23 protein-coding genes are annotated in these 26,747 nt (G+C 61.5%); 8 read left to right on the top strand and 15 right to left on the bottom strand.

Annotation, left to right across the window (positions count from 1 at the left end; translation table 11 throughout):
* Positions 1-2: 2 nt before the first annotated feature.
* The 4 genes from P3S72_RS08090 (at position 3) to P3S72_RS08075 (ending at position 7,046) form a co-directional block, all read left to right on the top strand.
* Positions 3-3,164 carry an efflux RND transporter permease subunit gene (locus tag P3S72_RS08090; RefSeq protein WP_276196912.1) on the top strand — a complete coding sequence of 1,054 codons (3,162 nt, stop codon included), beginning with the start codon at positions 3-5 and terminating at the stop codon, positions 3,162-3,164.
* Positions 3,161-4,618, top strand: coding sequence for an AdeC/AdeK/OprM family multidrug efflux complex outer membrane factor (gene adeC / locus P3S72_RS08085; RefSeq protein WP_276196911.1), 1,458 nt, complete (start codon positions 3,161-3,163; stop codon positions 4,616-4,618). Before P3S72_RS08090 ends, adeC begins: the two co-directional genes overlap by 4 nt.
* 192 nt (positions 4,619-4,810) lie before the next feature.
* Positions 4,811-6,061, top strand: coding sequence for an OprD family porin (locus tag P3S72_RS08080; protein ID WP_276196910.1), 1,251 nt, complete (start codon positions 4,811-4,813; stop codon positions 6,059-6,061).
* 85 nt (positions 6,062-6,146) lie between these two features.
* Entirely contained in the window at positions 6,147-7,046 is a 900-nt protein-coding gene (locus P3S72_RS08075) for a polysaccharide deacetylase family protein (RefSeq protein ID WP_276196909.1), read from the top strand.
* 28 nt (positions 7,047-7,074) lie between these two features.
* On the opposite strand, the gene pcaC is transcribed toward P3S72_RS08075, so the two are convergent.
* From pcaC to pcaR, 11 genes are all read right to left on the bottom strand, one after another.
* Positions 7,075-7,473 carry a 4-carboxymuconolactone decarboxylase gene (gene pcaC / locus P3S72_RS08070; protein WP_276196908.1) on the bottom strand — a complete coding sequence of 133 codons (399 nt, stop codon included), beginning with the start codon at positions 7,471-7,473 and terminating at the stop codon, positions 7,075-7,077.
* 10 nt (positions 7,474-7,483) lie between these two features.
* Complete coding sequence (gene pcaD / locus P3S72_RS08065; protein WP_276196907.1) at positions 7,484-8,275, bottom strand: 3-oxoadipate enol-lactonase; 792 nt, start codon at positions 8,273-8,275, stop codon at positions 7,484-7,486.
* A 10-nt stretch (positions 8,276-8,285) separates the two neighbouring features.
* Positions 8,286-9,650, bottom strand: coding sequence for a 3-carboxy-cis,cis-muconate cycloisomerase (locus P3S72_RS08060; RefSeq protein ID WP_247399558.1), 1,365 nt, complete (start codon positions 9,648-9,650; stop codon positions 8,286-8,288).
* Positions 9,651-9,660: 10 nt separating this feature from the next.
* Complete coding sequence (locus P3S72_RS08055; protein ID WP_247399555.1) at positions 9,661-10,956, bottom strand: MFS family transporter; 1,296 nt, start codon at positions 10,954-10,956, stop codon at positions 9,661-9,663.
* A gap of 185 nt (positions 10,957-11,141) precedes the next feature.
* Complete coding sequence (pcaG, locus tag P3S72_RS08050; protein WP_276196906.1) at positions 11,142-11,708, bottom strand: protocatechuate 3,4-dioxygenase subunit alpha; 567 nt, start codon at positions 11,706-11,708, stop codon at positions 11,142-11,144.
* Between the two features lies 1 nt (position 11,709).
* Complete coding sequence (gene pcaH / locus P3S72_RS08045) at positions 11,710-12,414, bottom strand: protocatechuate 3,4-dioxygenase subunit beta (RefSeq protein ID WP_276196905.1); 705 nt, start codon at positions 12,412-12,414, stop codon at positions 11,710-11,712.
* 17 nt (positions 12,415-12,431) lie between these two features.
* A complete protein-coding gene (gene pcaF, locus P3S72_RS08040) occupies positions 12,432-13,637 on the bottom strand; it encodes a 3-oxoadipyl-CoA thiolase (protein WP_276197908.1) in 1,206 nt (401 codons plus the stop codon).
* Positions 13,634-14,416 carry a CoA-transferase subunit beta gene (locus tag P3S72_RS08035; RefSeq protein WP_276197907.1) on the bottom strand — a complete coding sequence of 261 codons (783 nt, stop codon included), beginning with the start codon at positions 14,414-14,416 and terminating at the stop codon, positions 13,634-13,636. The genes pcaF and P3S72_RS08035 overlap by 4 nt, the downstream gene beginning before the upstream one ends.
* The gene (locus tag P3S72_RS08030) at positions 14,413-15,270 is read right to left on the bottom strand and encodes a CoA transferase subunit A (protein ID WP_276196904.1); all 858 of its coding nucleotides are present in this window, start codon (positions 15,268-15,270) and stop codon (positions 14,413-14,415) included. The genes P3S72_RS08035 and P3S72_RS08030 overlap by 4 nt, the downstream gene beginning before the upstream one ends.
* Before the next feature lie 171 nt (positions 15,271-15,441).
* Positions 15,442-16,785: an MFS transporter gene (locus P3S72_RS08025; RefSeq protein ID WP_276196903.1), complete on the bottom strand. Its 1,344-nt coding sequence runs from the start codon at positions 16,783-16,785 to the stop codon at positions 15,442-15,444.
* Between the two features lie 144 nt (positions 16,786-16,929).
* A complete protein-coding gene (gene pcaR / locus P3S72_RS08020; protein WP_247397971.1) occupies positions 16,930-17,772 on the bottom strand; it encodes a pca regulon transcriptional regulator PcaR in 843 nt (280 codons plus the stop codon).
* Between the two features lie 541 nt (positions 17,773-18,313).
* Here pcaR and P3S72_RS08015 point away from each other — a divergent pair.
* Positions 18,314-18,514 (top strand): hypothetical protein, encoded by a 201-nt coding sequence (locus P3S72_RS08015; protein WP_003172389.1) that lies wholly within the window; start codon positions 18,314-18,316, stop codon positions 18,512-18,514.
* Between the two features lie 332 nt (positions 18,515-18,846).
* A complete protein-coding gene (locus P3S72_RS08010) occupies positions 18,847-20,322 on the top strand; it encodes an inorganic phosphate transporter (RefSeq protein ID WP_247397969.1) in 1,476 nt (491 codons plus the stop codon).
* A gap of 166 nt (positions 20,323-20,488) precedes the next feature.
* Here the strand turns inward: P3S72_RS08010 and ccoM are convergent, their stop codons facing one another.
* From ccoM to P3S72_RS07995, 3 genes are all read right to left on the bottom strand, one after another.
* Positions 20,489-20,605, bottom strand: coding sequence for a cytochrome c oxidase subunit CcoM (ccoM, locus tag P3S72_RS08005; protein ID WP_029297086.1), 117 nt, complete (start codon positions 20,603-20,605; stop codon positions 20,489-20,491).
* Between the two features lie 143 nt (positions 20,606-20,748).
* Positions 20,749-20,910 (bottom strand): hypothetical protein, encoded by a 162-nt coding sequence (locus tag P3S72_RS08000; RefSeq protein ID WP_177091307.1) that lies wholly within the window; start codon positions 20,908-20,910, stop codon positions 20,749-20,751.
* 158 nt (positions 20,911-21,068) lie between these two features.
* A complete protein-coding gene (locus P3S72_RS07995) occupies positions 21,069-21,410 on the bottom strand; it encodes an aspartate-semialdehyde dehydrogenase (protein ID WP_276196902.1) in 342 nt (113 codons plus the stop codon).
* A 218-nt stretch (positions 21,411-21,628) separates the two neighbouring features.
* Between P3S72_RS07995 and rapA the strand changes: the two genes are divergently transcribed.
* Entirely contained in the window at positions 21,629-24,475 is a 2,847-nt protein-coding gene (gene rapA / locus P3S72_RS07990; RefSeq protein ID WP_276196901.1) for an RNA polymerase-associated protein RapA, read from the top strand.
* A 168-nt stretch (positions 24,476-24,643) separates the two neighbouring features.
* Here the strand turns inward: rapA and P3S72_RS07985 are convergent, their stop codons facing one another.
* Positions 24,644-25,990, bottom strand: coding sequence for an MFS transporter (locus P3S72_RS07985; protein ID WP_276196900.1), 1,347 nt, complete (start codon positions 25,988-25,990; stop codon positions 24,644-24,646).
* A 254-nt stretch (positions 25,991-26,244) separates the two neighbouring features.
* Between P3S72_RS07985 and P3S72_RS07980 the strand changes: the two genes are divergently transcribed.
* A complete protein-coding gene (locus P3S72_RS07980) occupies positions 26,245-26,613 on the top strand; it encodes a YkgJ family cysteine cluster protein (RefSeq protein WP_276196899.1) in 369 nt (122 codons plus the stop codon).
* Positions 26,614-26,747: the final 134 nt, after the last annotated feature.

The raw sequence follows: 26,747 nt of genomic DNA, 5'->3' as shown, positions 1-26,747 counted from the left end.
CCATGTCGAAATTTTTTATCGACCGTCCCATTTTCGCCTGGGTAATTGCCCTGGTGATCATGCTGGTCGGGGCACTCTCGATCCTGAAATTGCCCATCAACCAGTACCCGGCCATTGCGCCAACCGCCATCGATATTCAGGTGACCTACCCAGGCGCATCCGCACAGACCGTGCAGGACACCGTGGTGCAGGTGATCGAACAACAGCTCAACGGTATCGACAACTTGCGTTATGTGTCATCGGACAGTAACTCCGACGGCAGCATGACCATCACCGTGACATTTAACCAGGGTACCAACCCGGACATCGCCCAGGTCCAGGTACAGAACAAGCTGAACCTGGCGACCCCACTGCTGCCGCAAGAAGTGCAGCAGCAGGGTATCCGCGTGACCAAGTCGGTGAAGAACTTCCTGATGGTGATTGGTCTGGTGTCGGAAGACGGCAGCATGACCAAGGACGACCTGTCCAACTACATCGTGTCCAACATCCAGGACCCGATTTCCCGTACTGCGGGTGTAGGTGACTTCCAGGTATTTGGTTCGCAGTACGCCATGCGTATCTGGCTCGACCCGGCCAAGCTGAACAACTACCAGTTGACCCCAGTAGACGTCAGCACCGCGATCTCGGCACAGAACGTACAGGTGGCCACCGGCCAGTTGGGCGGCCTGCCTGCCCTGCCCGGCACCCAATTGAACGCGACCATCATCGGTAAGACCCGCCTGCAGACCACTGAGCAGTTCGGCAATATCCTGATGAAGGTCAACACCGACGGTTCACAGGTTCGCTTGAAGGACGTCGCGCGTATCGAACTGGGCGGCCAGACCTACAGCATCGCGGCGCAGTTCAACGGCAACCCGGCGTCCGGTATGGCGATCAAGCTGGCTGCCGGCGCCAACGCCCTGGACACCGCCAAGGCCATCCGTGCCACGGTCGCGTCCCTGGAACCGTTCTTCCCGCCAGGCATGAAGGCGGTGGTGCCGTATGACACCACCCCAGTGGTGACCGAATCGATTTCCGGTGTGGTACACACCCTGGTCGAGGCGATCGTGCTGGTGTTCCTGGTGATGTTCCTGTTCCTGCAGAACTTTCGCGCCACCATCATCACCACCATGACCGTACCGGTGGTATTGCTGGGTACCTTCGGGATCCTGGCCGCGTTCGGCTTCACCATCAACACCCTGACCATGTTCGGCATGATCCTGGCCATCGGCTTGCTGGTGGACGACGCCATCGTGGTGGTGGAAAACGTCGAGCGGGTAATGGCCGAGGAGCACCTGTCGCCGAAAGAGGCGACGGTCAAGTCCATGGGCCAGATCCAGGGCGCCCTGGTGGGTATTGCCCTGGTGCTGTCGGCCGTACTGTTGCCGATGGCGTTTTTCGGCGGCTCCACCGGTGTGATCTACAAACAGTTCTCCATCACCATCGTTTCAGCCATGGCGTTGTCGGTACTGGTTGCACTGATCTTCACCCCGGCCTTGTGCGCCACCATGCTCAAGCCGATCGACCCCGAGAAGCACGGCCAACCTAAGCGTGGTTTCTTTGGCTGGTTCAACCGCACCTTCGACCGTAGCGTACTGAGCTACGAGCGCGGGGTGGGGAACATGATCAGGCACAAGATCCCGGCGTTCCTCGTTTACGTGCTGATCTTTGCCGGCATGATCTGGTTGTTCATGCGGATCCCGGCAGCGTTCTTGCCCGATGAAGACCAGGGCGTGATCTTTGCCCAGGTGCAGACGCCGGTCGGCTCAACGGCCGAGCGCACGCAGAAAGTCATCGACGACATGCGTATCTTCCTGCTCAAAGACAAGGAAGGCGAACCCGGCGAAGGCAAGGGCGTGAAATCGGTCTTTACCGTAAACGGCTTCAACTTCGCGGGTCGTGGTCAAAGCTCGGGCCTGGCATTCGTGATGCTCAAACCGTGGGATGAGCGTGATGCTTCCACCTCGGTGTTCGAGATCGCCAAGCGCGCCCAAGGTTACTTCATGCAGACGTTCCAGGACGCCATGGTGTTTGCCATCGTGCCACCGTCTGTATTGGAGTTGGGTAACGCGACCGGTTTCGACGTGTTCCTGCAGGACCAAGGCGGCGTCGGCCATGAGAAGTTGATGGCTGCGCGCAACCAGTTCCTAGGCATGGCCGCCCAGAGCAAGATCCTCGCCGGTGTGCGCCCCAATGGCGTGAACGATGAGCCGCAGTACGAGCTCACCGTCGACGACGAAAAAGCCAGCGCCCAAGGCATCACGCTGTCGAACATCAACCAGACCCTGGCCATCGCCCTGGGTGGCAGCTACGTCAACGACTTCATCGACCGTGGTCGAGTGAAGAAGGTGTACGTGCAGGGTGACGCCGCCAGCCGGATGTCCCCTGAAGACCTGAACAAATGGTTCGTGCGCAGCGACTCCGGGAAGATGGTGCCGTTGTCGGCCATCGCTTCGGGCAAGTGGATCTTCGGTTCGCCGAAACTCTCGCGCTATAACGGTGTGGCCGCGATGGAAATCCTCGGTACCCCGGCACCGGGCTACAGTACCGGTGAAGCCATGAACGAAGTCGAACACATCGCCAAGCAATTGCCGGCGGGTGTCGGCTACGCCTGGACGGGCCTGTCGTATGAAGAACGTCTGTCCGGCTCCCAGGCACCTGCGCTGTACGCCTTGTCGCTGCTGGTGGTGTTCCTCTGTCTCGCGGCGCTGTACGAAAGCTGGTCGATTCCGATCGCGGTGGTACTCGTCGTACCGTTGGGTGTGGTGGGTGCGTTGATTGCCACCAGCCTGCGCGGCTTGTCCAACGACGTGTTCTTCCAAGTGGGCTTGCTGGTGACGGTGGGCCTGGCGGCGAAGAACGCCATCCTGATCGTGGAGTTCGCCAAAGAGCTTCACGAACAAGGCAAAGGCATTGTCGAGTCGGCGATCGAAGCGTCGCGCATGCGTCTGCGACCGATCATCATGACGTCCATGGCGTTCATCCTCGGCGTATTGCCGCTGGCGATCTCTTCCGGCGCCGGCTCAGGCAGCCAGCATGCGATCGGTACCGGCGTTATTGGCGGTATGATCACGGCCACGGTCCTGGCGATCTTCTGGGTGCCACTGTTCTTCGCAACCGTGTCCGCCATGGGCGAACGTAAAAAGACTGAACCCAAGCAAACTCCTAAAGAGGCTGGCCAATGAGCAAGTCGCTACTTTCCTTAGCCGTCACGGCATTCGTGCTCAGTGGCTGCTCGCTGATACCTGACTATCAGCGTCCCGAAGCGCCGGTGGCCGCGCAGTTCCCGCAGGGCCCGGCGTATTCGCCGACCCAGGCACCGAGCCAGGCTGCGGCAGAACAGGGCTGGAAGCAGTTTTTCCATGACCCGGCCCTGCAACAGCTGATCCAGACCGCGCTGGAGAACAACCGCGACCTGCGCGTCGCAGCCTTGAACATCGATGCCTACGCGGCGCAGTACAACATCCAGCGCGCCGACCTGTTCCCGGCCGTGTCGGCTACTGGCAGCGGCAGCCGCCAGCGCGTGCCGGCACGCTCGTCGCAGACCGGTAAAGAGAGCATCAGCAGTTCGTACTCGGCTACCCTGGGTATCAGCTCCTATGAGCTGGACCTGTTTGGCCGTGTACGCAGCCTGAGCGAGGAAGCGCTGCAGAAATACTTCGCGACCGAAGAAGCGCGGCGCAGTACCCAGATCAGCCTGGTGGCCAGTGTGGCTACCGCCTATCTGACCTGGCAGTCCGACAAGGAACTGCTCAAGCTGACCCAGGAAACCCTGGGCGCATACGAGCAGAGCTACAAGCTCACCTCGCGCAGCAACGAAGTCGGCGTGGCCTCGGCCCTCGACCTGAGCCAGGCGCGCACCTCGGTGGAAAACGCCCGGGTGTCCCTGGCGCGTTATAAGCGCCAGGTGGCCCAGGACGAAAACAGCCTGACCCTGCTGCTCGGCACGGGCCTGCCGGCGAATATCGCCAGCAAACCGCTGTCGGATGACCTGCTCAGCGAAGTGCCGGCCGGGTTGCCATCGGACCTGTTGCAACGTCGTCCCGACATCTTGCAGGCCGAGTACAACCTCAAGGCGGCCAACGCCAACATCGGCGCAGCCCGTGCAGCGTTCTTCCCGAGCATCAGCCTGACGGCCAACGCCGGCACCATGAGCCCGGACCTGGGCGGCCTGTTCAAAGGCGGCTCGGGCACCTGGTCGTTCGCCCCGCAGATCAACATCCCGATCTTCAACGCCGGTAGCCTGCGCGCCAGCCTGGACTACTCGAAGATCCAGAAAGAGATCAACGTGGCCAACTATGAGAAGGCCATCCAGACCGGCTTCCAGGAAGTTTCCGACGGCCTCGCCGCACGTGAGACCTACAAGGAGCAGTTGGAGGCCCAACGCGGTTTCGTCGCAGCCAACCAGGATTACTACCGCCTGGCCGAGCGTCGCTACCGCATTGGCGTCGACAGCAACCTGACGTTCCTCGACGCCCAGCGCCAACTGTTCAGTGCCCAGCAATCGCTGATCACCGACCGCCTGGCGCAGTTGACCAGCGAGGTCACCCTGTACAAGGCCCTCGGTGGTGGCTGGAATGAACAGACGGCGAAGAACGAACCGTTGAAAGAAAAAGCGCCTGAACTGAAATTGTTCTGACAGCAGCGCTGTAAACCAAACCGCTTCCCTCACCGGAAGCGGTTTTTTTATGCCTGACCTGTACCCATCGAACCAAGACAACTTGCGTTCGATCATCGCCCAAAACCCGCCCTCCCCCGATTGAACCCCCCCCACACTGCCCCGCACCATGGCCGCCACCTGCATAACCCCAATAACAACAGGTCCAACGCCATGAGCACTTTTCACCCTCGCCAGCTATTGCTGGCCACCGCAGTCGCCAGCCTTGCACTTCCCGTCGTCGCCGAAGAACACGGCTTCCTGGAAGACGCCAGCGCCAACCTCAACCTGCGCAATTTTTTCATCAACCGTAACTTCACCAACCCGACCAAAGCCCAGGGCGGCGCGCAGGAGTGGACGCAAAGCTTCATCCTCGATGCCAAGTCCGGCTTCACCCAAGGCACCGTGGGGTTTGGCGTGGATGTCCTGGGGATGTACTCGCTCAAGCTTGATGGCGGGCGCGGCACCGGCGGTACACAGTTATTGCCGCTGGACCACGATGGCCGCCCCGCCGACAATTTCGGGCGCCTGGGTGTGGCGTTCAAGACGCGGATTTCGAAGACAGAACTGAAGGTCGGCGAATGGATGCCTGCGTTGCCGATCCTGCGTGCCGACGACGGCCGTTCCCTGCCGCAAACCCTGCGCGGCGGGCAGATCACCTCGAAGGAAATCGACGGCCTGACGCTCTACGGCGGCCAGTTCCGCGCCAACAGCCCGCGGGACGACAGCAGCATGTCGGACATGTCGATGTTCGGCAAAGCAGCCTTCACCTCTGACCGCTTCAACTTCCAGGGCGCTGAATACGCGTTCAATGACAAACGCACCCAGATCGGCCTGTGGAATGCCCAGCTCAAGGACATCTACAGCCAGCAGTTCGTCAACCTGATCCACAGCCAGCCCGTGGGCGACTGGACCCTGGGCGCCAACCTCGGGTTCTTCTATGGCAAGGACGACGGCAGCGCCCGCGCAGGCGAGCTGGACAACAAAACCTGGTCCGGCCTGTTCTCGGCCAAGTACGGCGGCAACACCTTCTACGTCGGCCTGCAAAAACTCACCGGCAACAGCGCCTGGATGCGCGTCAACGGCACCAGCGGCGGCACCCTGGCCAACGATAGTTACAACTCCAGCTACGACAACGCCGAGGAGAAATCCTGGCAAGTACGTCACGACTATAACTTCGCCGCCCTCGGCGTCCCGGGCCTGACCTTGATGAACCGCTATATCAGCGGTAGCAACGTGCATACCGGCACCATCACCGACGGCAAGGAGTGGGGCCGCGAAAGCGAATTGAGCTACACGCTGCAAAGCGGCGCGCTGAAAAACCTCTCGCTGCGCTTGCGCAATTCCAGCATGAGGCGCGACTACAGCAACAATGAGTTCGATGAAAACCGGTTGATCGTCAGCTACCCGATCAGTCTGCTGTAATCCGTCACCGCAGTTGCGGTATGGTGCGCGCCTGCCGCTGCTGAGCTGACTCAGCGGCGGCCTCCAGACGAGTCCGGCACCCATCATGAAATCCTTCCCCATTGCATCCGCCTTGCTTGCCCTCGCCTTGAGCCTCAGCGGCTGCATCAGCGCGCCCATTGCACTGACCCCACAGACCGAGCAACGCCTGCAAAACCAGGCGCCGATCCGCTTTCTGCTGACCTTCGATGACGGTCCCAGTGCGTCGGGGTACAACAACCCGAGCCGCTCGGTGATTGCCGATCTGGCGAACAACCCGGTATTGCCGGGCATCAAGGCGGTGTTCTTTTTACAGACCGAAGCCAGCCGCTCTGGTGGCAGCGCGCGGGGCCGCAAGACCATGGAGCGTGAGTTCGCGGGCGGGCATGTGCTGGCGTTTCATACGGCCACGGCGTTTCATACCAACCATCGCTGGCTGAATGATGCCGAGCTTGAACGTACCCTCAGCCAGGGCGCGACGGATATCGCCTCGATCACCGGCACGCCGCCGACGCTGGTACGCCCGCCCTTCTGGAACTACGACCGCCGCACCTTCGCCGCCTACCAGCGCCACGGCATGCAGGTCTTGTTGACCGACCTGAGCGCCAACGACGGCAAAATCTGGGGCTTCAACGCCAGCCCACGGCGCCGCGCAAACCTGATCCGACAGCTGTCGGTCGTGCGCGAACGCATCGCCTTGGGGCAATTACCGACGGTGGACGGCGTGATACCGGTGGTGGTGACCTTCCACGACATCAACCGCTATACCGCCCGGCATCTGCAGGAATACCTGCAGATCCTGATGGACAGTGCCCGGGACAACGGCCTGAAGACCGCTGCCGAGCCGTTCTACACCGACCGCACCGCGCTGGAACGTGCGGCATTGGCCCGCACGGTGAAGGACGCAAATGAAGAAGTGCATCTGCCGGGGGTATGGAATTGGGTGTGGGACGCTGATTCCCATTAACACCCGGTGCAAAGCCGCCCCCTGTTAGTCAGCCCTGTTGGCGGGACTCGACCCCCAGCTCATCCCACACCGACTCGGCCAGGTGAAAGGTCGCATTCGCCGCCGGTATCCCGCAGTAGATCGCGCTTTGCATCAGCACTTCCTTGATCTCGGCGCGGGTCACGCCATTGCTGGCGGCGGCGCGCAGGTGCAATTTGAGTTCTTCGTTGCGGTTCATGCCGATCAGCATGGCGATGGTGATCAAGCTGCGGGTATGCCTGGGCAGGCCGGGGCGGGTCCAGATATCACCCCAGGCGTGGCGGGTGATCATTTCCTGGAACTCGCTGTTGAACTCGGTCAAGGCATTCAGGCTGCGGTCGACATGCGCGTCGCCCAGCACTTCGCGGCGCACTTGCAGGCCATCGACGTAACGTTGTTTCTCGTCCACAAAAGACTCCTCAGTGGGCCAGCAGAAATTGAATGACCCGGTCGCTGAACGCGGCACCGGCTTGCACGTTGGACAGGTGAGCGGCGTAGAACTCAGCGTACTCGGCCCCCTGCACATGGCTCTGGATAAAGTGGCAGTCGGCGGGCGGTGTGACGGCGTCTTCAGTGCCGGCGATCACCAGGGTCGGCACCTGGATCGCCGACAGTTGCTCACGGAAGTCCGCATCGCGCACCGCTGCGCAATTGGCCGCGTAACCCTTGGGCGATGTGGCCGCGAGCATGTCGGTAATGCGCTTGGCCTGATCCGGGTCGGTCGCCGCGAAATCGGCGGTGAACCAGCGCGCAATCGACGCATCGCGCAGCGCCACCATCGCGGCCGCGCCGTCGCGCAGGACCATCTCGATACGCGGGTTCCACACGTCTGAGGTGCCGATCTTGGCCGCGGTGTTGCACACCACCAGGCGCTGCAAACGATCCCCCGCGTTAATCCCCAGCCATTGACCAATCAACCCGCCCATGGACAGCCCGCAGAAATGCGCGCGTGGAATGTCCAGCGCGTCCAGCAGCGCAATCACGTCGTGACCGAGTTGCTCGATGCTGTAGGGGCCTTCGGTCACCAGGGATTGGCCGTGGCCACGGGTATCGAAGCGCAACACGCGAAAATGCTCGGCAAAGGCCGCGATCTGGGTGTCCCACATATGCAGGTCGGTGCCCAGCGAATTGGACAGCACCAGCACCGGTGCATCGATGGGGCCATCCAGTTGGTAATGCAGTTCGCCCTCGGCGAGTTGTACAAAAGCCACAGCAATCTCCTCAGGCAGTCAGTGCAAAGTGTTCGGTTACAGCGCGGGTGACCCAAGTTTGGGCCTGGCCCAGGTAGTGGGCCGGGTCGAGCAGGCGGTCCAGGTCTGCCGCCGACAACTCGGCGGTGATCTGCGGTTCGTCGGCGAGGACTGCGCGCAAATGGCGCTGTTCGGCCACCGCACGTTTGCAGCACTGTTCCAGCAGGTGGTGCGCGGTGTCACGGCCCAGGCGTTGAGCGAGCACAATGCTGACGGCTTCGGCCAGCACCAGGCCTTGGGTCAGGTCGAGGTTGTGCGCCATGCGCTCAGGGTCGACTTCCAGCCCCGCGCTCACCAGCAGCGCCTGTTGCAATGCGCCAGAGACCAACCGGCAAATCTCCGGCAGGGTTTCCCATTCGGCATGCCACAGGCCCAGGCTGCGTTCGTGTTCCTGGGGCATGGCACTGAACAGCGTCGCCACCAGGCCAGGCACGCGAGTAGCGGCGCTGATCAGCACGGCGGCGCCCACCGGGTTGCGCTTGTGCGGCATGGTCGACGAGCCGCCTTTGCCGGGCGCCGCCGGCTCGAACACTTCCGCCGCCTCGGTCTGCATCAGCAGGCTGATATCGCGGCCCAGCTTGCCGAGGCTGCCGGCGATCAACCCAAGGACGCTGGCGAACTCCACCAAGCGATCACGTTGGGTATGCCAGGGTTGCTCGGGCAAGGTTAGTTGCAGCTGCGCCGCCAACGCTTGGGCAACCGGCATTGCCTGTTCGCCAAGCGCGGCCAGCGTGCCGGAGGCGCCGCCGAATTGCAGCACCAGCAAGCGCGGTTTCAGCTCGATCAAACGCTGGCGACTGCGGGTTACCGCGCCCAACCAACCGGCGATTTTCATGCCGAGGGTGACCGGCGTGGCGTGCTGCAACCAGGTCCGTCCGGCCATCGGTACAGCCGAATAGCGCTGGGCCTGGGCCGCCAGAATATCGCCAAGGCGCGCCAGGTCGGCTTCGATCAACACCATCGCGCGCCGTAGCTGTAGCACCAGGCCGGTGTCCATCACATCCTGGCTGGTCGCACCCAAATGCACATAGCGCTCGGCGCTGGCGTCTTCGTCGGCAATCAGCTTGCCCAGCGCCTTCACCAGCGGAATCGCCGAATTGCCCGCCGTGGCAATCGCCACGCCGAGGGCATCCACGTCGTACAGAGACGCCAGGCACGCCTGAGCAATCGGTGCGACGGCGGCCTGCGGGATCAACCCGACCTGGGCCTCGGCCCGCGCCAGCGCGGCTTCGAAATCCAGCATGCCCTGCAAGCGCCCTTGGTCGCAGAACACCTCGGCCATGCTGTCAGCACTGAAGTAAGCGTCGAACAATTGGTTGCTCGTGCGCAGAGTCATAACGCCTCCCTTATAGATCGTGGTGCAGGTACGCCGCCTGTTTCGGCAGGCGCAGGCTGAACAGGAAGGCCACCGCCATCATGCCGGTGACGTACCAGTAAAAAGTGTTTTCCATGCCCAAGGACTTCAAGCCCAAGGCCACGTATTCCGCCGAGCCACCGAAGATCGCGTTGGCCACCGCATACGCCAGGCCCACCCCGAGGGCGCGCACTTGGGGCGGGAACATTTCCGCCTTCACCAGGCCGCTGATGGAGGTGTAGAAACTGACGATGGCCAACGCCAGCGTGATCAGCACAAACGCCAGGAACGGACTGCTGACGGTTTTCAGGCTGAGCAGGATCGGCACCGTACACACGGTGCCCAGCGCGCCGAACCACAGCATCGAATTACGCCGACCGATCTTGTCGGCCAGCATGCCGAACAGCGGCTGCATGCACATGTAGAGGAACAGCGCGCCGGTCATGATGTAGCTGGCGGTCTTGGCGTGCATCCCGGCGGTGTTCACCAGGTACTTCTGCATGTAGGTGGTAAACGTGTAGAAAATCAGCGAGCCGCCGGCGGTGTAGCCGAGCACGGTGATAAATGCCGCTTTATGGTCACGGAACAGCGCTTTGACGCTGCCGGCGTCCTTGTCTTCGCGCATTTCCTTGCTGGTGGTTTCTTTCAGGGTGCGACGCAGCAGCAGGGAGATCACCGCCGCGATGGCGCCGATCACGAACGGAATCCGCCAGCCCCAGGCGCGCAGTTCGTCTTCGGTAAGGATCTGTTGCAGGATCACCACCACCAACACCGCCAGCAATTGCCCGCCGATCAGAGTCACGTACTGGAAGGAAGCGAAGAACCCACGCTGGCCCTTGAGCGCCACTTCACTCATGTAGGTCGCGGTGGTGCCGTATTCGCCGCCCACCGACAAGCCCTGGAACAGCCGCGCCACCAGCAGCAACGCCGGGGCCCAGGCGCCGATGTCTTTGTAGGTGGGCAGGAAGGCGATGACCAGGGAACCGGCGCACATCATCAGCACCGAGATCATCATCGAGTTTTTGCGCCCATGCTTATCGGCCACCCGGCCAAACAGCCAGCCGCCAATGGGCCGCATCAGGAACCCGGCGGCGAACACGCCGGCGGTATTGAGCAGTTGGACCGTGGGGTCGTCCGACGGGAAAAACGCCGGGGCGAAGTAAATGGCGCAGAAGGCGTAGACGTAGAAGTCGAACCATTCGACGAGGTTGCCGGAGGAAGCACCGACAATCGCAAAAATCCGTTTACTGCGTTCTTCTCCGGTGTAATGACTCGTTGTTGTTGTCATGTTTTTTCACTCAGTGGGAACGGTTATAGCCTAGACATACTTTGCAACAGCCACGTTCCGCATGCAGAGATTTACACAGGTGTTGCCTGAAGCGGCCTCATCGGGGGCAAGCCCCCTCCCACCTTTGATGTGTGAATACATTCAAGTGTGGGAGGGGGCTTGCTCCCGATAGGTTTCAAGCCAACTCAGTAATCGAAGAACACCGTTTCCTTATCTGTCCCCTGCAACACCACATTCCACTGATGCACACCGTCCGCATCCGGCTTGGCAATCAAGGTACTGCGCCGCGCGGTGGGCACACACACGAGCAACGGGTCATCGGCATTCAGCGCCTCACCGTCAAAATAGATCCGCGTGAGCAAGTGCTTCACCAGGCCACGGGCAAACACCAGCACCACCAGGTGCGGCGCCTGGGTCGTGCCCGCCAGCCCCGGCACGCTGCCCGGCTTGATGGTGGTAAAGCGGAAGCGCCCTTCGCCATCCACCGGCACCCGGCCGAAGCCCTCGAAGTTCGGGTCCAACGCTTTATCCTGCTCGTCCTCCGGGTGGTCGTACTTGCCGGCGGCATTGGCCTGCCAGACTTCCAGCATGGCGTCGTTGACGACATCACCGTTACCGTCCACTACTTGCCCGCTGATCGCCACGCGCTCACCGAGGGTGGCGGCGTTATCCAAGGCTTCGCGGTTCAGCCAGGTCAGGCCGATGTGGTAATACGGCCCGACGGTGTGGGACGTGGTCGCATTGAGTGTCATCTCATTTCTCCATCGGCGTGGCGTCGCGGCCGCGCAGGACGATGTCCCAGCGGTAGCCGAGGGCATAGGAAGGAATGGTTTTTTCCAGGTCGAACGAGGCGATCAGGCGTTGCTTGGCCGACGTGTCCGGCACGCAGTTGTAGATCGGGTCGTATTCGAGCAGCGGGTCGCCAGGGAAATACATCTGCGTGACCAGGCGCGTCAGCACGCTTGGCCCGAACAGCGAAAAATGGATATGCGCCGGGCGCCACGCATTGTGGTGGTTACCCCACGGGTAGGCGCCGGGCTTGATGGTCTGGAACTGGTACCAGCCCTCGGCATCGGTGACGGTACGCCCGGTGCCGGTGAAGTTCGGGTCCAGCGGCGCGTCGTGCAGGTCGCGCGCGTGGTTGTAGCGACCGGCCGCGTTGGCCTGCCAGATTTCCACGAGGATGCCCGGCACCGGCAGGCCGTTTTCATCCAGCACGCGGCCATGAACGATGATGCGTTCGCCTTGCGGCTCGCCGTCGTGCTGTGCAGTCAGGTCGTTGTCCTTCTCGTTGATGCGCTCGGCGCCGATGGTCGGGCCGGTGATTTCCGACAGGGAATGGGGCAGGAACACCAACGGCTGGGACGGCGAACGCAGGTTCGTCGACTGGTAGGCCGGGTGCAGGTAATCAGGTTGAGTGCCCGCTTGCGGGCGCCGGTAACCGGGCTTGTCACTCATGGAGCGGACCTCTCTTATTAGATGCGTTCAATCGCCAGGGCCAAGCCTTGGCCAACACCGACGCACATGGTCGCCAGACCTTTGCGGCCACCGGTTTTTTCAAGTTGATGCAGAGCCGTCAGCACCAGCCGCGCACCGCTCATGCCCAGGGGATGGCCGAGGGCGATGGCGCCGCCATTCGGGTTGACCTGGGGCGCGTCGTCGGCAATGCCCAATTCACGCAGCACCGCCAGACCCTGGCTGGCGAAGGCTTCGTTGAGTTCGATCACGTCAAAATCGCTGACGGCCAGGCCCAGGCGTTCCACCAGCTTGCGCACCGCCGGCACCGGGCCGATGCCCATCACCCGTGGCGCGACACCGGCACTGGCCATGCCCAGCACGCGCGCGCGGGCGGTCAGGCCGTGTTTTTTCACGGCTTCGGCAGACGCCAGGATCAGCGCCGCCGCACCGTCATTCACGCCCGACGCATTGCCGGCCGTGACGGTCTTGTCCGGGCCATTGACCGGCTTGAGCCGGGCCAGGGTTTCCAGGGTGGTATCGGCCCGGGGATGCTCATCGTGCTCGACCACGGTTTCGCCTTTTTTATGGGCGACCCGCACCGGCACGATTTCTTCGGCGAAGAAGCCGGCGGCCTGGGCGGCGGCGGTGCGTTGCTGACTGCGCAGGGCAAACGCGTCCTGATCGGCGCGGGACACGTGGTAGTCGTCGGCGACGTTATCGGCGGTCTGCGGCATGGCGTCGACGCCGTACTGGGCCTGCATCAACGGGTTGATAAAGCGCCAGCCGATGGTGGTGTCTTCCAGCTTCATGTTGCGCGAAAACGCCGCGTCAGCCTTGCCCATCACGAACGGCGCGCGGGACATCGACTCGACGCCGCCGGCAATCGCCAATTCCATTTCACCGCTGGCAATCGCACGGAAAGCGGTGCCGATCGCATCCATACCCGAGGCGCATAAACGGTTGAGGGTCACGCCGGGAATGCTCGACGGCAGGCCCGCCAGCAACAGCGCCATGCGCGCGACGTTGCGGTTGTCTTCACCGGCCTGGTTGGCGCAGCCGAGGAACACTTCATCGACCGCGTGCCAATCCACCGACGGGTTGCGCTCGATCAGTGCCTTGATCGGCAGCGCCGCCAGGTCGTCGGCGCGCACGGTGGAAAGGCCACCGCCGAAACGGCCGATGGGGGTACGAATCGCATCACAGATAAATACGTCACGCATCAGGCTTCTCCGGGTGCTTGGCCGTGGGCGGCCGCGGTGCGGGCTTCGAGATCACGCAGCGCGGTCAGCTCGACCACCGTCGGTTCCTCGCTGGTACTGACCTGGTCGGCAAAGCGAACCGCCCAACCGGTGGCCGCGACCACTTGCTCGCGGGTTACGCCGGGGTGCAGCGCGGTGACGACGAATTCATGGGTGCCCTCTTCCGGCTCCATGATGCACAGGTCGGTAATAATCCCGACAGGGCCGGCACCGTGCAGGCCCAGGCGCTTGCGTGAATCGCCGCCTTCACCGTGGCCGACGGAGGTGATGAAGTCCAGCTTGTCGACAAACGAACGCGCCGACTGCTTGAGGATGATCAGTACGCTCTTGGCCGAACCGGCGATTTCCGGCGCGCCACCGGCACCCGGCAGGCGCACTTTGGGCTGGTGATAATCACCGACCACGGTGGTGTTGATATTGCCAAAACGGTCGACCTGGGCCGCACCGAGAAAGCCGACGTCGATGCGCCCGCCCTGCAGCCAGTAGCGAAAGATCTCACCAGTGGGGACGACCGTGTCGGCCGTTTCCGCCAACTCGCCGTCACCAATGGACAGCGGCAGTACGCTGGGCTTGGAGCCAATCGGGCCGGACTCGTAGATCAGTACCACGTCCGGCGACGAGGTCAGGCGCGCCAGGTTGGCCGCCTTGGACGGCAGGCCGATACCGACAAAACACACCGAGCCATTCTTCAGGCGGCGCGCGGCGGCAACGGTCATCATTTCATTGGTCGAGTAAGCCATTATTTGGCCTCCTGCGCGGCGGCCAGCTTGGCCTGGAATTCACTGAAATCGGCAGTGCCGTGGATGTATTCATCGATCCAGGCAGTAAACGTCCCACGGTCACGAGCGATCGCGTCCCACGCCTGGTAGAAACGGTTGTCGCGTTGGTTATAGCCATGGGCGTAGGACGGATGCGCGCCGCCTGGTACGTGGCACACGGCGGTCAGGGCCCAGGTCGGCAGGACGCAGCTGTTCATCGGCGCGTTAAGGTCGTCGACAATTTCTTCGACGGTGACGATGCAACGCTTGGCCGCCAGGGCCGCTTCCTTCTGCACGCCAAGAATGCCCCAGAGCAGCACGTTGCCCTTGCGGTCGGCCTTTTGCGCGTGGATCACGCTGATGTCCGGACGTACCGATGGCACCGCCGCCAACACTTCGCCGGTGAACGGGCAGGTGACGGTTTTGATCAGCGGGTTGACCTTGGGCAAATCGGAGCCGGCGTAAGCGCGCAGCACCGCGAACGGCAGGCCGGAGGCACCGGCGACGTAGGCATTGGCCAGGTCGGCGTGGCTGTGTTCTTCGATCTCCAGGGGCTGCGGCCATTGTTTTTCGACCGCATCACGCAGGCGATGCAGGGAGCCCACGCCGGGATTGCCACCCCAGGAAAAAATCAACTTGCGGGCGCAGCCGGCGCCGATCAACTGGTCGTAGATCAGGTCAGGCGTCATACGCACCAGCGTCAGGTCTTTCTTGCCCTGACGAATGATTTCATGACCCGCTGCTGTAGGGATCAGATGGGTAAAGCCTTCCAATGCGACGGTATCGCCGTCGTTCACGAATCGCTTCACCGCGTCACGCAGCGCAAGAATTTCAGCCATGGGGTCGGGCTCCCGGTATGGATCGAAAAAGGCGCGAGGGTGGCGCCGAAGTGCTTGAAGGTTAAGCCGGGGCAACGGGGCAAACAATCCGATAATCGACACAGTGTTCGATTATCGAACCAATTGTTGCCTGGCTATTCTTTCCTGCTTACGCAGGAATTGCGCTCGTCTTCAGGTTGCGTCGGCATGGCTGACCATACCTTTGATCACCACGGCGGTCGCAGCCAGGGCGGCCGGAATCACCAGTGCGCTGAGCACCTGCTCGAAGTTCCAGCCCAGGCCCAGCAAGGTGGCGCCCATCCATGCGCCGAGGATCGCGCCGAAGCGGCCGATGCCGAGCATCCATGACACGCCGGTGGCGCGGCCTTGGGTCGGGTAGAAGCGTGCGGCCAGGGACGGCATCGCCGATTGCGCACCGTTGACACACATCCCGGCGATCAGCACCAAGGTCGCCAACAGGGTGATATTGCCCAGGCTCTGTCCTACCGCGTAGGCAAATACCCCGGCCAGCAGGTAAAACGTGCCGATGACCTTGTGCGGGTTGAACCGGTCCATCGCCCAGCCCACGCCGACAGCACTCAATACGCCACCAAACTGGAACAACGCACCGATAAACGCCGCTTGTTCCATGCTCGCGCCACTGTCGCGCATCAGCGTAGGCAGCCAACTGGTCAGCAGGTACACAATCACCAGGCCCATGAAGTAGGTGAGCCACAGCAACAAGGTACCGGCGCTGTAGGTGCCGGAGAAGATCACCGCGAATACGTTGCGCGCCTTCACGGTTGTTTGCTCGGGCACGCTGAAGCTGCTGGCTTGGGCGACGATGCCGGGCTCAATGGGTGACAGGGCTTTGCGTACCTTGTCGGTGCCGCGATTGCGCACCACCAGATAGCGCGCCGATTCCGGCAACCACCCCCACAGCACCACCGTGAGGATCAACGGCAGGATGCCGCCGATCAATAACAGGCTGTGCCAGCCGAACGCCGGGATCAATTTGGCCGAGATAAACCCGCCACCGGCCATGCCCAGGTTGAAGCCGCAGAACATGCTGGTCACCAGCAACGACTTGTGGCGTTCGGGGGTGTATTCGGACAGCAGCGTGGTGGCATTCGGCATACCGGCACCCAGCCCCAGCCCGGTGAGAAAGCGCAACACCAGCAACTGGTCGACGTTGCTGCTGTAGGCCGAGGCCAGGCTGAAGGCACCAAACACCAGTACCGCCCCCACCAACACCACCTTGCGCCCGAAACGGTCCGCCAACGGGCCGGAACCCAGGGCGCCGAACACCATGCCGATCAGCGCGGCGCTCATCACCGGGCCGAGGCTGGCGCGGTCAATGCCCCAGTCCTGGGACAGTGCGGGCGCGATGAAGCCCATGGCGGCGGTGTCGAGGCCATCGAGGAAGACAATCAGGAAACACAGGATCACCACGCGCCATTGATAGCGTGACAGTGGCTGGGCATTGATGAAGGACTGCACGTCCAGGGTGGTACCGACAACAGAAGGCTGATTCATTATTGTTATTCCACACCGATGGCGGGCCAACGACCTGGGGTCGTCATTATTGTTGGGCAGCGCTCAGAGCGCTGCCGCACAGTAATAACCCAAGGGAAACAACGTCAATTGATCGAGCCGGGATCTGTGCGGTCACCGAACAGCTTAGGCAAACAGTTGCGCACTCAACTCACGGCTGGCACTGAGCATGCTCGGCAGAAAGCGCTGTTCCAGTTCGCTGCGGCTGACACGACCGGCATGGGTGCTGACGTTGAGCGCAGCCAGCACCTGGCCGGACGCGTCATACACCGGCACCGCGATGGAACGCAGGCCTTGCTCCAATTCCTGATCGACGATGCACCAGCCCTGCTGACGCACTTGTTGCAGGCACTCGAACAAGGCTTCGGGCGTGGTGAGGGTACGACTGGTCTTGATTTGCAGGTCGACGTGGTCGAGGTAGTCCTGCAGCGAGGCATCGTCCAGCGCCGCCAGCAGGATGCGGCCCATGGAGGTGCAGTACGCCGGCAACCGCCCGCCTACCGAAAGGTCCACGGAAATCAGGCGCTGCGTGGTGGCCGAGCGGGCGATATAGAGGATGTCATCGCCTTCCAGGGTGGCCATGTTGCAGGCTTCGTGAAGCTGCTCGCTCATACGGTCCAGGTACGGTTGGGCGGAGACCGCCAACGGTGTCGAGGATAAATAGGCATGGCCCAGGGTCAAGACCTTGGGCAGCAGCGAATAGGTGCGCCCGTCCGTGGTGGCGTAGCCGAGTTTGATCAAGGTATGCAGGCAACGGCGCACGGCGGCGCGGGGAATTTCGGTGCGATGACTGATTTGGGCGATGGTCAGGTGACGCTTGCGCTCCTGGAATGCCTGCACCACGGCCAGGCCCCGGGCCAGGGAGGTCATGAAGTCCGGATCACCGGTAAATGCCTGGATGCGTTTGGCCGGTGAAGCCACGATCGGCGGCGCCACTGACGCGAAGGAGTTGCGCAATTGATCGTTCATTTCAAGATCCTCTTTATTATTTTCAACCGCTGGCGCTTATCGACAACCGGGAAAGTTGGTCGCTATTGAGAGCCACGCCAACCGCGATACACAAGGTTAGAGCAGCAACGTTGGGCGATTATCGGACGATCATGCGATTATCGCAATTCGGCAAGTGCGATCATAAAAAACGGATCGCACGACGTGATCAGGCAGACGGCGGCATTTATGGCGGCCACTTCACAGCCAATACTGACGTGCGCATGTAACAAAAGCCTCACACAAAGTGGACGCTTTTTAACTTTATGATGATAGTGTTATTAAAATGCGCCGCTATAATGCAATCTGTGCGGAGGTCAGCCCGGTATCAATATCGGGATCGGAGCTCGCCAGGCGGCGTATGTTGATTATGCTGCCGGTTATAAACACCGGTTCAAGGAAGTCATCGTTGGCAGTTCGTTCAAAGTTGAGCGGTTCACCTGTTCAACTTAAAACATGCCGAGGGCGATATTCGGGTGTGGCGCTGCACGCTAATTAAACTCAACTCAAATTAGGTAACACTGTGACGAAAGATGAACTGCGCGCGGAACTTGAGCGCCAGGAGCAACGTTACAAGGACGTATACGGCGGGGAAGTCACCACCTACGCCGCCCAGCCTGAGCCAGAACGCAAGCCATGGCGCAAACGAGCGAGTTTGCTCGATCAGGCCTTTGCCCAGGAAATCCAAAAGATTGAGCAGGAACTCAAAGCCGAAGAGCCATAAGCACCCAGGTTTGAGGCCTCAGGGTTCTGCTGTCTCCGCCGGCTCACCGCCGGCGGAGGGCATTCGCCTGTAGACCCATTAGTCAGCGTCCAGCTGCGACCAACGAAATTTCGTACAAATGTTTCAGCCATGACGTTTAGGTGACAAAACCGCACCTTTACGGCACCGCGCTTTGTAAATCAAAGACTTGCCTAGCCCCCGAAAACCCTGGGATGCGCGCCTTTGCCCGGTTTTTTTTCAGTGAAGATTGTTACCGATGAGCAGCTAGTGCATCGATTACCGAGGTTTTCTGGCATAATCGCGCCCCCTTACGACCGGGTCAGAAAACCTTCATGATCGATTTATTCAGCGGACTGGATGCTTGGGTTCTCGTGAGCCTGCTGCTCGCCCTGGCCTTTGTCCTCGCCTTCGAGTTCATCAATGGCTTTCATGACACCGCTAACGCGGTAGCCACAGTCATCTATACCAAAGCCATGCCGCCGCATCTGGCCGTGTTCTTCTCCGGGGTGTTCAACTTCCTTGGCGTGTTGCTCGGTGGTGTCGGTGTCGCCTACGCCATCGTGCATTTACTGCCGGTGGAGTTGCTGATCAATGTGAACACCGGCCATGGTCTGGCGATGGTCTTCTCGTTATTGGCGGCGGCGATCACCTGGAACCTGGGCACCTGGTACTTCGGTATTCCCGCCTCCAGTTCCCACACTTTGATCGGCTCGATCCTGGGTGTCGGCCTCGCGAATGCGCTGATCAACGACATTCCCCTGGCTGACGGGGTGAACTGGCAGAAGGCGATCGATATCGGGGCGTCCCTGGTGTTCTCGCCCATGGCCGGCTTTCTGGTCGCAGCCCTGTTGCTGATCGGCCTGAAGTGGTGGCGTCCGCTGTCCAAGATGCATAAAACTCCGGACGAGCGCCGCAAGGTCGACGAGAAGAAGCGCCCGCCGTTCTGGAACCGCTTGGTTCTGGTGATTTCCGCCATGGCCGTGAGTTTCGTCCACGGCTCCAACGATGGGCAAAAAGGTATCGGCCTGATCATGCTGGTGCTGATCGGTATCGTGCCGGCGCAGTTCGTTCTCGACCTGGGCAGCACCACTTACCAGATCGAGCGTACCCGCGACGCCACCCTGCACCTGAACCAGTTCTACCAGCGCAACCAGGAAACCCTGGGCGAATTCCTGGCCCTGGGCAAAAGCGTGAAGGACGACCTGCCGGGCAAGTTCCGCTGCAACCCGCAGCAGACTGAACCGACCATCAACGCGCTGCTCGACACCTTGAAAGGTGTTTCCGACTACCATTCGTTAACGTCCGACCAGCGCATCGAGGTACGCCGTTACCTGCTGTGCCTGGACGACACCGCGAAGAAAGTCGGCAAGCTGCCAGGCCTGGAAGCCCGTGAGAAATCCGACCTCGACAAGCTGCGCAAAGACCTGACCGCCACCACCGAATACGCACCGTTCTGGGTGATTATCGCGGTCGCACTCGCGCTGGGCCTGGGCACCATGGTCGGCTGGAAGCGCGTGGTACTGACCATCGGCGAGAAGATCGGCAAGCAGGGCATGACCTATGCCCAAGGCATGTCGGCACAAATCACCACCGCCAGCATGATCGCCCTGGCCAACATCTTCAGCCTGCCGGTGTCGACAACGCACGTGCTGTCGTCCGGCGTTGCCGGCACCATGGTTGCCAACAAGAGCGGCCTGCAAAGCGGCACAGTGAAGACCATCCTGATGGCCTGGGTGTTGACCCTACCGGCGACCGTAGGCCTGTCGGCCGGGTTATTCTGGTTGGCATCCAAGGCGCTGGGCAGTTGATAGCCCATCGGCCATAAAAAAGGTGCGATCCGCGAGGGTCGCACCTTTTTTTATGCCGATGCCCCGCGCCCACATAAATCCCGTGGTGTTGATTAAATCGCAGGCAAAAAAAAGGGCGACCGAAGTCGCCCAAAATGCCTTGCGTGCTCATGTAACCTGGAAAAACCTATGGCTTTTTACGCTTGTTTGCGTCTTTCCAGATAAAAAATCCAAACCCTACGAAGAACAGCACCATGAGGCCAACCGTCAGCACTCCGGCAAACACCACATTATCGAAAAACATGACTGGCCTCCTGCTCTTGCCTTGTTGCGATAGGGCTAAGTTAAAGGAGAAGGCGGGATGGGAAATTGACGAGGATCAATGTCGCCCGCGACGGGGCGTAAAGAAGGGAAATAACTGACCTGCATCAATAGATACAGGCTACTTCAACGTTTTTTCGGTTTGTTTTTCGGCTTTTTCTTACCTTTTCCAAGCGGCATCGCTTGTTCGAACGCTTGGCGAACTTCATTCAGGCGTTTGTCGTTGAGGTCATGCACCCGTTTAGCGCGTTCGGCGTTCAGGTCGATCAGTTTGTCGTCATCACTCATGGCTTGGCTTATGTCGTGGCGGGGATCGCTTAATAATGCGGCCTCACTTGCCCGACAGCAAATCAGCGGGCAAAAAAATGCAGGTCATCACCAAAAAGCCGCACGCCGCCCTTGCCCACGAGGCCAGCGAGGTGCCCTTCGCCTTGTTGGCGGGGGTCTTAAACCTCGACGTCCACCCACAACCCCTGGCGCGGTGCGTCTTCGATCAGCGGCGCCACGGGTACGGTGTTGTCGGCGTTGAGCTCATCGCCCGGGATCGCCAAGTGCTGCTCCGGGTCGTCATCGGCTTCACGCCGGCGTTTCTGCTGTTCCTGCTGGCGGCGTTGCTCCTCGCGCAGCAAAAGAGTCGACTGCTCGCCATCGCCATTTTTCAGGTCGATCGTGCTCTCGCTGGAACTCGCTTGTACGGGCACCACGGGCGGTATATCGGGTTTTTGACGCACCGGGTCGAGTTGCGACGTGACCGGTACGACGCTGACGGGCAGCATGGGTGGCAGCATAATAGTTGTTCTCCTGTCAGCAGGCTGTCGGCTGGCGGGGCGGCGACTTGAGCGCAGGCTTGCCAACGTGTGACCCAATCGACACTCGTAAGTGCCGGCCGCCCGTCGATTCAGCACTCGATGCACTGCGCAAACCGCGTAGTTTTTGTCAGAGTCCTTTGGATGAGGGCCTTGTTCCGTTAAGATAGTCGGCTTTTTCACGGCGGGAGTCAGGCAGCATGGCGCAGCAGTATCAACCGGGGCAACGCTGGATTAGTGACAGCGAAGCAGAGCTGGGGTTAGGCACCGTTCTGGCACAGGACGGCCGCTTGTTGACCGTGCTCTATCCGGCCACTGGCGACACGCGCCAGTATGCGCTACGGAATGCGCCCCTCACCCGCGTGAGGTTCTCGCCGGGCGACAGCATCACCCATTTCGAAGGCTGGAAAATGACCGTGCAAGAAGTCGACGATGTCGACGGCCTGCTGGTCTACCACGGCCTCAATGGGCAGAACGAGCAGGTCACCCTGCCGGAAACCCAACTGTCGAACTTCATCCAGTTCCGCCTGGCCAGTGACCGCCTGTTCGCCGGGCAGATCGACCCGCTGGCCTGGTTCTCGCTGCGCTACCACACCCTGGAACACACCAGCCGCCAATTGCAGTCTTCGCTGTGGGGCCTGGGCGGCGTGCGTGCACAACCCATTGCTCACCAATTGCACATCGCCCGCGAAGTCGCCGACCGTATCGCGCCACGGGTATTGCTGGCCGACGAAGTGGGCCTGGGCAAGACCATCGAAGCCGGCCTGGTGATCCATCGCCAGTTGCTGTCCGGCCGCGCCAACCGCGTGCTGATCCTGGTCCCGGAAAACCTGCAGCACCAGTGGCTGGTAGAAATGCGCCGCCGCTTCAACCTGCAAGTAGCGCTGTTCGACGAAGAACGTTTTATCGAAAGCGATGCCGCCAACCCGTTCGAAGACACCCAGTTGGCCCTGGTGGCCCTGGAGTGGCTGGTGGACGACGAGAAGGCCCAGGATGCGCTGTTCGCCGCCGGCTGGGACCTGTTGGTGGTCGACGAAGCGCACCATCTGGTGTGGCATGAAGAGAAAGCCAGCGCCGAGTACTCGCTGGTCGAACAGCTTGCCGAAGTCATCCCTGGCGTGCTGCTGCTCACCGCCACCCCGGAACAACTGGGCCAGGACAGCCACTTTGCGCGCCTGCGCCTGCTGGACCCGAACCGCTTCCACGACCTGCAAGCCTTCCGCGCCGAAAGCGAAAACTATCGCCCGGTGGCCGAAGCGGTGCAGGAACTGCTGGACAAGGGCCGCCTCTCCCCGGCCGCGCACACGACCATCCAGGGTTTCCTCGGCAACGAAGGTGAAGCGCTGCTCACCGCCGTCAATGATGGCGACACCGAAGCCAGCGCACGCCTGGTGCGTGAGCTGCTCGACCGCCACGGCACTGGCCGTGTGCTGTTCCGCAACACCCGCGCCGCAGTGCAAGGCTTCCCGGAGCGCAAGCTGCACGCCTACCCGCTGCCGAACCCGGACGAATACCTTGAATTGCCGCTGGGCGAACACGCCGAGCTGTACCCGGAAGTCAGCTTCCAGTCGCAGCCGGATATCGAGGAAGACAATCGCTGGTGGCGCTTCGACCCACGGGTCGAATGGCTGATCGACCAGCTGAAAATGCTCAAGCGCACCAAGGTCCTGGTGATCTGCGCCCACGCCGAAACCGCGATGGACCTGGAAGACGCCCTGCGCGTGCGCTCCGGCATCCCGGCCACAGTGTTCCACGAAGGCATGAACATCCTCGAACGTGACCGCGCCGCCGCTTACTTCGCCGATGAAGAATTTGGCGCCCAGGTGCTGATCTGTTCGGAAATCGGCAGTGAAGGCCGTAACTTCCAGTTCTCCCACCACCTGGTGCTGTTCGACCTGCCGTCCCACCCCGACCTGCTCGAACAGCGGATCGGCCGTCTGGACCGGATCGGCCAGAAACATGTGATCGAACTGCACGTGCCGTACCTGGAAACCAGCCCGCAAGAGCGCCTGTTCCAGTGGTACCACGAAGCACTGAACGCGTTCCTCAACACCTGCCCGACCGGCAACGCCTTGCAGCATCAGTTCGGCCCGCGCCTGCTGCCGCTGCTGGAAAACGCCGACGACGACGAGTGGCAAGCCCTGATCGACGACGCCCGTGCCGAGCGCGAACGCCTGGAACAGGAACTGCACACCGGCCGCGACCGCTTGCTGGAGCTCAACTCAGGCGGCGCGGGTGAAGGCGATGCGCTGGTGGAAGACATCCTGGAACAAGACGACCAGTTTGCCCTGCCGATCTACATGGAAACCCTGTTCGATGCGTTCGGCATCGACAGCGAAGACCATTCGGAAAATGCGCTGATCCTCAAGCCCAGCGAAAAAATGCTCGATGCCAGCTTCCCCCTGGGCGACGACGAAGGTGTGACCATCACCTACGACCGCAACCAGGCGCTGTCGCGCGAAGACATGCAGTTCATCACCTGGGAACACCCGATGGTACAGGGCGGCATGGACCTGGTGCTGTCCGGTTCCATGGGCAACACCGCCGTGGCGCTGATCAAGAACAAGGCGCTCAAGGCCGGCACCGTGCTGCTCGAGCTGCTCTACGTCAGCGAAGTGGTCGCCCCGCGTTCGCTGCAACTGGGCCGCTACTTGCCGCCGGCCGCCCTGCGCTGCCTGCTGGACGCCAATGGCAATGACTTGTCCGGCCGTGTGTCGTTCGAAACCTTGAACGACCAGTTGGAAAGCGTGCCACGGGCCAGCGCCAACAAGTTCGTCCAGGCCCAGCGCGACCAACTGACGCCGCGCATCAACGCCGGTGAAGAGAAGATCACGCCGCGCCATGCCGAGCGTGTGGCCGAGGCCAAGCGTCGCCTGGCAGCGGACACCGACGAAGAACTGGCGCGCCTGACCGCGTTGCAAGCCGTCAACCCAACCGTGCGCGACAGCGAACTGGTTGCCCTGCGCCAACAACGCGAGCAAGGCCTGGCCATGCTCGACAAGGCCGCGCTGCGACTGGAAGCGATTCGGGTGTTGGTCGCTGGTTGATTGCTGCGCTGCTCGGTTAAAAAGAAGGCCCGCGCACTGCGGGCCTTTTTTATTCACTTGAAAATACCTTTGCCTTCGAGAGCCTCATCGGGAGCAAGCCCCCTCCCACCATTGGAATGCATTTCAATGTGTGGGAGGGGGCTTGCTCCCGATGCAGTCAACACGGTTTCAAGCCGTCGCAGCCGCCGCAGGCACCTCCACAGCCACCAACCCCTCCTTCATCCGCGTGGCATCGCGCACGAAGGTGCGCGAGGCTTGGAACAGAAACAGCATGGTCAAGAACAGTGCCACCGGAATCAGGTACATGGCGTCATGCAACCCCACCGCTTTATAAGCCTCGGTCATCTGCTCCGCCCCGGCGGCATGCATCGCCGAATGGGCAAAGTGATCGGACAATCCCCCCACCACCACCGGCCCCATGCCGCCGCCCAGCAAGTACAAGCCGGCAAAGAACAGCGCCATCGCCGTGGCCCGCAGGCGCGGTTCGACCACGTCCTGGATCGCCGTGTATACGCAGGTGTAGAAGTTGTAGGCAAACAACCAACCCACGCTGAACAACGCGACAAACACCCCAATCTCGATACGCCCGGCATGTAAGGCCCAGGCGGTGGTGACGGTGGAAATGATCAGGCTGCACGCGGCAAACAGCAGCCGGCCATTGGCAACCCGTTGATGGATCTTGTCGGCAACCCAGCCACCCAACGTCAGACCGACCAGGCCGGTCAACCCGACGATTACCCCGGTGGCCACAGCCGCTTCCTGCAACGGCATCAGGAAATAGCGCTGCAGCATCGGCACTAGGAACGAGTTACAGGCGTAGGTCGCGAAGTTGAAGCACAGCCCGGCCAGCACCAACCAGAGGAAGGTCGGCACCGCCAGCACGCGGCGGATCGGGCGGTCGACGGGTTCCTGGGAGACTTGCACGGTTTCTGCCGCGCCGCGCTTGGGTTCCTTGATAAAGAACATGAAGACCGCAAGGATCAGTCCCGGCACGGCCGCAATGAAGAACGGCGCGCGCCAGCTGTCGAACGCCTTGACCATCGCGCCAATGGTAAAGAACGCCAGCAACAGGCCCAACGGCAGGCCCAGCATGAAAATGCCCATGGCCCGCGCACGACGGTGGGCCGGGAACAGATCGCCAATCAGCGAGTTGGCCGCTGGCGCGTAGCTGGCTTCGCCGATGCCGATGCCCATGCGCACTAGCAGAAAGGTCCAGAAGCTGCCGACCATGCCGTTGATCGCCGTCAGCCCGCTCCAGGCGAACAGGCCCCACCCCATGAGTTTGCTGCGCGAACCGGTGTCGGCCAGGCGCCCGAGCGGCAGGCCGGCAATGGCGTAGACGATGGTGAAGGCGGTGCCGATGATGCCGAGCTGGAAGTCGCTCAGGTGCCACTCCATGCGGATCGGCTCGATGATGATCGCCGGAATGGTGCGGTCGAAGAAGTTGAACAGGTTGGCGAGGAACAGCAGGAACAGAATGCGCCAGGCATTCGTCGCTTGGGTCGAGTTCTGCATGGGTCCGTCTCTTTTATTGTTATGAGCGCTGCGATGCCCGATGCATCCTGCTCAGGTCCCTGCAACATAGTCAGGCCGGCAGCGGTTGTCTGTAATGATTCGTAAAGCTGATAGGGCATGATTTCACCCGAAACCACGAGGCCTTTCCTACGAAAGATATAAGTGCGCGCCCCTCTTCCCAACGGCCACGACGCGATTAGAATGGCGAGCCTTCCTGTAGCAACCCCCTCTTACTTTCCTTATCGATGACGCCCATGTCCGAAGCCAGTCCGTGTCTGAATTGCGGTGCCTGCTGTTCACACTTCCGTGTGTCTTTCTTCTGGGGTGAGTGCGCCTCGTCGGGGGGCACGGTGCCCGATGACCTGGTGGTGCAGATCAACCACACCCGCGTGGCAATGATCGGCACCGACCAGAAACCCGCGCGCTGCTGCAGCCTTGAGGGCGAAGTGGGCAAAGGCACTCGTTGCTCCATCTATGAGCAGCGCTCCAGTGTGTGCCGAGAGTTCGACGCCTCCTGGAGCCAAGGCGTGCAAAGCACCGATTGCGATGCCGCGCGCGCAGCCTTCGGCCTGGCGCCGCTGGAGCCACCGCCCTTCGAGCTGGACCTGCCCATCAGCGCTTAGCATCAAGCTGGCGCTCAAACTGGGGGGTGATTTCGTCCAGGGTGACCTGTTGAGCCTTGCAGTGCCTGCCGGCGAGAGCATGAGCGTGATCCAAGGAGGCGCTATCGTCGAAAGCCCTTCGCGTGGCCGTGGCC

Origin of the sequence: Pseudomonas sp. D3, assembly GCF_029320995.1 — a bacterium.
Taxonomy (GTDB): domain Bacteria; phylum Pseudomonadota; class Gammaproteobacteria; order Pseudomonadales; family Pseudomonadaceae; genus Aquipseudomonas; species Aquipseudomonas paraveronii.
This window is presented reverse-complemented; position numbering and strand designations above follow the sequence as displayed.

Excerpts from the sequence above, each read along its gene's own strand:
- P3S72_RS08030 (WP_276196904.1), bottom strand. The coding sequence starts at position 15,270 with ATGGCTGAAATTCTTGCGCTGCGTGACGCGGTGAAGCGATTCGTGAAC.
- pcaR (WP_247397971.1), bottom strand. The coding sequence starts at position 17,772 with ATGAACGATCAATTGCGCAACTCCTTCGCGTCAGTGGCGCCGCCGATC.
- P3S72_RS08075 (WP_276196909.1), top strand. The coding sequence starts at position 6,147 with ATGAAATCCTTCCCCATTGCATCCGCCTTGCTTGCCCTCGCCTTGAGC.
- ccoM (WP_029297086.1), bottom strand. The coding sequence starts at position 20,605 with ATGTTTTTCGATAATGTGGTGTTTGCCGGAGTGCTGACGGTTGGCCTC.
- adeC (WP_276196911.1), top strand. The coding sequence starts at position 3,161 with ATGAGCAAGTCGCTACTTTCCTTAGCCGTCACGGCATTCGTGCTCAGT.
- P3S72_RS08060 (WP_247399558.1), bottom strand. The coding sequence starts at position 9,650 with ATGACTCTGCGCACGAGCAACCAATTGTTCGACGCTTACTTCAGTGCT.
- P3S72_RS08010 (WP_247397969.1), top strand. The coding sequence starts at position 18,847 with ATGATCGATTTATTCAGCGGACTGGATGCTTGGGTTCTCGTGAGCCTG.
- pcaH (WP_276196905.1), bottom strand. The coding sequence starts at position 12,414 with ATGAGTGACAAGCCCGGTTACCGGCGCCCGCAAGCGGGCACTCAACCT.
- P3S72_RS08090 (WP_276196912.1), top strand. The coding sequence starts at position 3 with ATGTCGAAATTTTTTATCGACCGTCCCATTTTCGCCTGGGTAATTGCC.
- P3S72_RS07980 (WP_276196899.1), top strand. The coding sequence starts at position 26,245 with ATGTCCGAAGCCAGTCCGTGTCTGAATTGCGGTGCCTGCTGTTCACAC.
- P3S72_RS08055 (WP_247399555.1), bottom strand. The coding sequence starts at position 10,956 with ATGACAACAACAACGAGTCATTACACCGGAGAAGAACGCAGTAAACGG.
- pcaG (WP_276196906.1), bottom strand. The coding sequence starts at position 11,708 with ATGACACTCAATGCGACCACGTCCCACACCGTCGGGCCGTATTACCAC.
- P3S72_RS08000 (WP_177091307.1), bottom strand. The coding sequence starts at position 20,910 with ATGAGTGATGACGACAAACTGATCGACCTGAACGCCGAACGCGCTAAA.
- rapA (WP_276196901.1), top strand. The coding sequence starts at position 21,629 with ATGGCGCAGCAGTATCAACCGGGGCAACGCTGGATTAGTGACAGCGAA.
- P3S72_RS08080 (WP_276196910.1), top strand. The coding sequence starts at position 4,811 with ATGAGCACTTTTCACCCTCGCCAGCTATTGCTGGCCACCGCAGTCGCC.
- P3S72_RS07995 (WP_276196902.1), bottom strand. The coding sequence starts at position 21,410 with ATGCTGCCACCCATGCTGCCCGTCAGCGTCGTACCGGTCACGTCGCAA.
- P3S72_RS08025 (WP_276196903.1), bottom strand. The coding sequence starts at position 16,785 with ATGAATCAGCCTTCTGTTGTCGGTACCACCCTGGACGTGCAGTCCTTC.
- P3S72_RS07985 (WP_276196900.1), bottom strand. The coding sequence starts at position 25,990 with ATGCAGAACTCGACCCAAGCGACGAATGCCTGGCGCATTCTGTTCCTG.